A 5,464-nucleotide genomic window follows, 5' to 3' on the forward strand; every position below is an offset into this window, starting at 1 on the left:
CGACCAGAACCACGCTCTTCTCGCTCTTCCGGCGCGGCCTCTATTACCCCATCAAGGTCCCCAAGACCTACACCTGGCGCGACTACGGGGACATCCAGTGGGCGGAAGGGATGAGCGCCGGTCACTACGACTGGGTGCGGGCCGCGCTCAAGCACTACCTCAAGACCGGCAACCTCGAGGCGCTCCGCTGGGGGATGGCGGCCGTGCGGAGCGCGGTGTCGGTCGACCACGCCTGGGCGAGCCCGAAGACGCCGGCCCTGAACGACTGGACGAACCTGGCCGGCTTCGCCCGGTACGAGAAGGGAAACCATGGCGGCGTCGATTTCGTCGCCCGCCCCACCCACTCCTGGCTCGAAGGCCTGTTCCTGGCCGCCGCCCTCACCGGCGATCCCTGGGTGCGCGAGGCCGCCATCGACATGGCCGAGGGGGACTGGCGCTTCTGGGGCGGGTCCAACCCGGCCTTCAGCGTGCCGCCGAGGGACTGGAACGCGCTGGGGGGAGAGGTCCGGATCGTGGGGTGGCCGCTGCTGGCCCAGGTGGTGACCTTCCGGGAGACCGGAGACCGCAAGTACTGGACCAAGGCCAGGGAGCTCATGGACGCGTTGCTGCTGGAGGAGGCCGTCTGGGGCCAGAAGGGATACATCGGGGACCGAAGCCGCTGGGGTTACGCCAACAACGTCTATCCCCTCCAGCACGGCTACACGGCCAAGGGGATGCTGGCCTTTGCCGACCTGGCCATGGCGCGGGGCGAGTGGACATCCGAATACGAGGCGCTCTTGACCCGCTGGGCCACCTGGCTGACCACCCCGGTCCCGAATGGCCCGTACTACCCGCCGACGGCCACGACCGCGGGCGCCTTCGCGTTCTACTGGTGCCCGCCCGGGTTCGCGTGCGCGAAGGCCACCTCCCAGCCGGAGGTCGCCTACAACGCCCTGGTCGTCGATCTGCTGGCCTGGCTGGCCACGCGCGACCCCGCGACCTGGACGCCCATCGCCCGTCAGGTCTTCCGCGACTATGTCTATCGCTCGGCCCATCCGGACCCGGCCATCGTCGGCTTCCTCACCAATCAGTACCCCGCGACCGAGACCAAGATCCTGGGCTGGATGCAGCTCTTCGGTGACCGCGCCGCGCAGTGGTGCAGCTCCCGCTGTTCCCCGACCCGCGAGCTGCGCGCATCGGAGGGCCCCGTGGGCACGCGCGCGGCGGAGAAGGGCGGGCCGAGCATGCCGGCCGCGAGGAGGCCGGGTGTTTAGGAGCATCGGAAGCAACTGGGCCGTGACGCTGGCGACCGTCGCCGTCGTCTACGTCCTCATGCCCTTCCTCCTCCGCACCCTCGGCGAGGAGGGCTACGGAACCTGGACCTTGATCACCTCCGTGACGGCCTATCTGAGCCTGCTGGTCCTGGGCGTGCCCATGGCCTCGGTCCGGTACTTCGCCCAGCACGCCGCCGAAGGCGACCGGCAGCGGATGAACGAGGCCATCGGGAGCTGTACCGGTCTCTACCTCATCATGGGGGCGGCCGCGCTGCTGGTGGGAGCCGGGCTGTTCGCCTTCTTCGACCTGACGTACGAGATCCCGGCCGCCTTGCGCTCCGAGGCCCGCCTCGCCTTCGGGCTGGTGGTGCTCCAGGTGTCGGCGGGCTTCGTGACGCAGATCCCCTTCGCCATCATGGCGGCCTACCAGGACTTCGTCCTTCGCAACGTGATCCTGATGGGAAGCCTTCTCCTGCGGCTGGGGCTCACGCTGGGGCTTCTGACCTTCAACGGAACCATGGTCTTCCTGGCCGTGATCCAGATCGCGTGCCTCGCCTTCGAGTTCTCGGTCTGCTGGTTGCTCGTCCGCCGGCGGTATCCGGGCATCCGCATGAGCCTCACCGACTTCGACCGGCGCATGGTGCGACGGATCTTCTCGTTCAGCCTCTACGTGCTGATGCTGAGCCTGGCCGGTCGTCTCGCCTTTCAGACGGACTCCCTCGTGATCGCCGCGTTCCTCGACGTGGGTCGGATCCCCTACTACGCCGTGGCCAACAGCTTCGTCGTCTACCTCATGGAGTTCCTCGTCGCGATCGCGGCGGTGGTCATGCCCATGGCCACCACGCTGAGCGCGCAGGGCAAGTCCGCGGAGCTCCGGGAGATGTTCCTCCGGTGGTCCAAGATCGCGCTGTCCCTCACGCTGATGGCCGGGCTCTTCCTCATGGTCCTCGGACCGAGATTCATCGGGTGGTGGATCGACCCCGCCTTCGAGGGACCGGCGGGAGAGATCTTGCAGATCCTCATGGTGTCCAGCCTGGTCTTTCTGCCCGTCCGGGGAGTGGCCCTCCCCATCCTCATGGGGCTGGGAAAGCCGGGACTGCCGACCATCGCCTTCCTGGCCGCCGGGGTTCTGAACCTCGGCCTGAGCCTGTTGCTCGTGCGCCCGCTGGGCCTTCCGGGCGTGGCCCTGGGAACGGCGGTCCCCAACGTCCTCTTCGCCCTGGTCGTGCTCGGGTACGCGTGCCGGGAGCTGCAGATTCCGTTCGTGGGCTACCTGCGGTACGTCGTCCCCCGGGCCGTCATCGGGAGTCTGCCGGCCCTGGCCCTGCTGCTCTGGTTCAGGCTGGGTCTCGAGGTTCACAGCGTGGTCGGCCTGGCCGGGGCTGGACTGGCCATGGCCCTCCTGTTCGGGGTGACCTGGGTCCTCTTCGTGTACCGGGACGACCCCTACCTGGATCTGAGGGGCCACCTGGCACGCCTGCTCGCGTGGAGCGCGGCGTGAAGCCCTTCTTCAGACTTCTAGGGCGGGCGGCCGCCGTGCTGCTTCCCGGTTGGCCGGAGCTCGGCGCCCGGTGGTGGCTGCGCCGTCGGGGCCGCTACTACGTGTGGCCCCCGGGCCTCAGGCTCCAGCTGAACCTGGACCGGGCGGCGCTGCCCGAGCTCGAGTCCCCGGTCCGATTCGAGATCAACCGGGATGGGGAGCGCGGAAGCGACGTCCCCACGGCGGAGAAGAACCTGTACCGGGTCCTGGTCGCCGGCGGAAGTCCCGTCGAAGGACTCTTCCTGGATCAGTGTTCGAGCTGGCCCGGCGCCCTCCAGCGTCGACTCGAGACGCCGGAGTCACTGCGAATTCTCGGAGCCTCCAGGGTGCATGTCGGCAACATCGGCCGCTCCGGCGTCGCGTCCCCGGCCCTGGACCTGATCTTCGAGCGCGTGCTGCCTCGGTACCGACGGCTGAACGCCATCGTCATCATGGTGGGCGGCAACGATGTCTTCCAGTGGCTCGAGAACGGCGCGCCGCCGTCGCTCCGACCGCGCCCGCTCCCGGCGTCCTGGGTCTTCTCCTGGCACCCGGAGGGACCGTTCGGCTGGCGGCTGTCGGAGCTGGCCCTGGTCGAGCTCCTCCGGAGACTCCGGCAGCGGGTGCTTTCGGGCGTCGAGGTGCGTGACCGAGCGGGGAAATGGGTGGAAAAGGCCCGCGCCATGCGGGCCCGCGCGAAGACGATCGACAGAATGCCGGACCCCACGGCCATGTTGAACCACTTCGACGACCATTTCCGGAAGCTCCTCCTGAAGGCCAGGGCCGGCGCCGATCGGGTGCTCGTGGTAAGGCAACCCTGGTTCGAGAAGGACTATAGCCATGATGAGCGGGCCCATCTCTGGCACGGCGGTGTGGGGAAGCCGTGGCGGGAGGAGGTCACCACCTACTACTCCATCGAGGTGGTCTGCCGGCTGATGGGTCTCATGGACCAGCGCGCGGCCCGGGTGGCGGACGAGCTCGGGATCGAACAGCTGGATCTCATGCCGATCCTCGAGCCGAGCCTCGAGACCTACTACGACTTCGTCCACTTCACGTCCACCGGGGCGGCGGCGGTGGCGGCGGCAGTGGCCGCCGCGCTTCTCCGGGGGGCGGCTTCCGTGATCGAGCAGTCCGGTCGGCGGTATGGCCACGACAGCCGGCGGGGTCGAGTGGCCGGGCCCGTTGATGAAGAGGCTCAAGACACCGCGGTTCAACGACTCTCGTCAGACCGCGGCAATTTCGTGCGAACGGGGAGGGTTTGATGTCAGGCAAGGCAAGGTTGATCGTCGGGGTCGGTATGCTCATGGTGCTCTGGCTTCTGGGCCCGGTGGCCGACGTCAGGGCTGACCAGCTGCCGGACCTCACCGTTTCATTGGACGCCCCGCGTGGTGTCGCCCTGGCCGGGGAAACCTTCTCGGTCATGGCCACGATTCAGAATATCGGGAATGCCGCGGCCCCGGGCTCCACCGTCCGCTACTCCCTCGAGGGAGTGGTGTTGCTGAACCAGACCCTGCCCCCCCTGGCGGCCCGCGGGAAAATCAGCGCCGCGGCCGGTCTGCCCATTCCGGCGGGGGCGGCTCCGGGGACCTATCGGCTCGTTGCCGAGGTCGACCCGAGCGGACTGATCCAGGAGCGGCGCGAGAACAACAACACCGCGGCGACAACGCTGACGATCAGCACCCCCCTGGTGGAGTGGGTGCTGGCCGACGGGACCGTGGTGAGCGCGAGGTCGGGGGCCCTCGGGCTCACGGGGGTGACGGTCGAGGTGCGGGGGACGCCCACCGCGCACGGCAAGCGGTACGATGTGCGGCTGCGGAACCGGACCGGGACCGACTATTCCCACACGGCGCTGCGGGTGCGGCTGCCGCGGGCCGGGACGGCGACCGCGGCGACCATCGAGGGCCTGACGGTGCCGGTGCCGGCCGAGGTCCACCAGGGGTGGGAGCCCAGCGCCCTGGCCGGCACCCAGTACGGCTTCGCCTACGCGATCACCAGCGGCGCGACCGTGCTCCGCCGCGTCGGCCCCAGCACCGTGGAGGGCCAGTGGGGCGGGCGCACCGCCGGCCTCGTCCGGATCGACGGCAACGCCTACCTCGTCCCCGAGTTCTGGGAGCGGCAGCCCCGGCGGATCACCGTCACCGCGACCGAGGTCGTCCTGACCCTCTTCGAGGGCGCCGAGCCCCTGCGGGCGGGGGAAGACGCGTGGGACCGCTTTGCCACCCTCGATGCCGCACTCGCCGACGCCACCGCCCTCGCCGAGACCGACGCCCTGCCCACCCTGCCCGCCGTCGAGCGCCAGGCGCTGATGGCCCGGTTCGGGATCGCGCCCGAGGGCTTGCCGGGCCTGGATCCCGAGGCCGAGGCGGCGCTCCGGCAGTACGACCGCTGGCAGGGCACCTCCTGGGACAAGGCCTATGCGACCGACAACCCGCAGACCGCGTGGCCGGGCGAGGAAAACTCGACCAAGACCACGCTCTTCTCGCTCCTCCGGCGCGGCCTCTACTACCCCGTCACCGATCCCAAGACCTACGCCTGGCGGGACTACGGGGACATCCAGTGGGCGGAAGGGATGAGCGCCGGCCACTACGACTGGGTGCGGGCCGCGCTCAAGCACGACCTCAAGACCGGCAACCTCGAGGCGCTCCATTGGGGGATGGCGGCCGTGCGGAGCGCGGTGTCGGTCGACCACGCT

4 protein-coding genes are annotated in these 5,464 nt (G+C 69.5%); all 4 read left to right on the forward strand.

Annotation, left to right across the window (positions count from 1 at the left end):
* The coding region (locus tag VGW35_19010; GenBank protein ID HEV8309757.1) for a hypothetical protein at nucleotides 1–1,253 on the forward strand (1,253 nt) is incomplete at its 5' end.
* Complete coding sequence (locus VGW35_19015; protein HEV8309758.1) at nucleotides 1,246–2,754, forward strand: oligosaccharide flippase family protein; 1,509 nt, start codon at nucleotides 1,246–1,248, stop codon at nucleotides 2,752–2,754. The genes VGW35_19010 and VGW35_19015, both read left to right, overlap by 8 nt.
* Nucleotides 2,751–4,034, forward strand: a complete 1,284-nt coding sequence (locus tag VGW35_19020) for a hypothetical protein (GenBank protein HEV8309759.1) — start codon at nucleotides 2,751–2,753, stop codon at nucleotides 4,032–4,034. Before VGW35_19015 ends, VGW35_19020 begins: the two co-directional genes overlap by 4 nt.
* Nucleotides 4,034–5,464, forward strand: a 1,431-nt coding sequence (locus tag VGW35_19025; protein HEV8309760.1) for a CARDB domain-containing protein, incomplete at its 3' end; no start/stop codon positions are given. The genes VGW35_19020 and VGW35_19025, both read left to right, overlap by 1 nt.

This window comes from Candidatus Methylomirabilota bacterium (assembly GCA_036005065.1).
Taxonomy (GTDB): domain Bacteria; phylum Methylomirabilota; class Methylomirabilia; order Rokubacteriales; family DASRDR01; genus DASYQW01.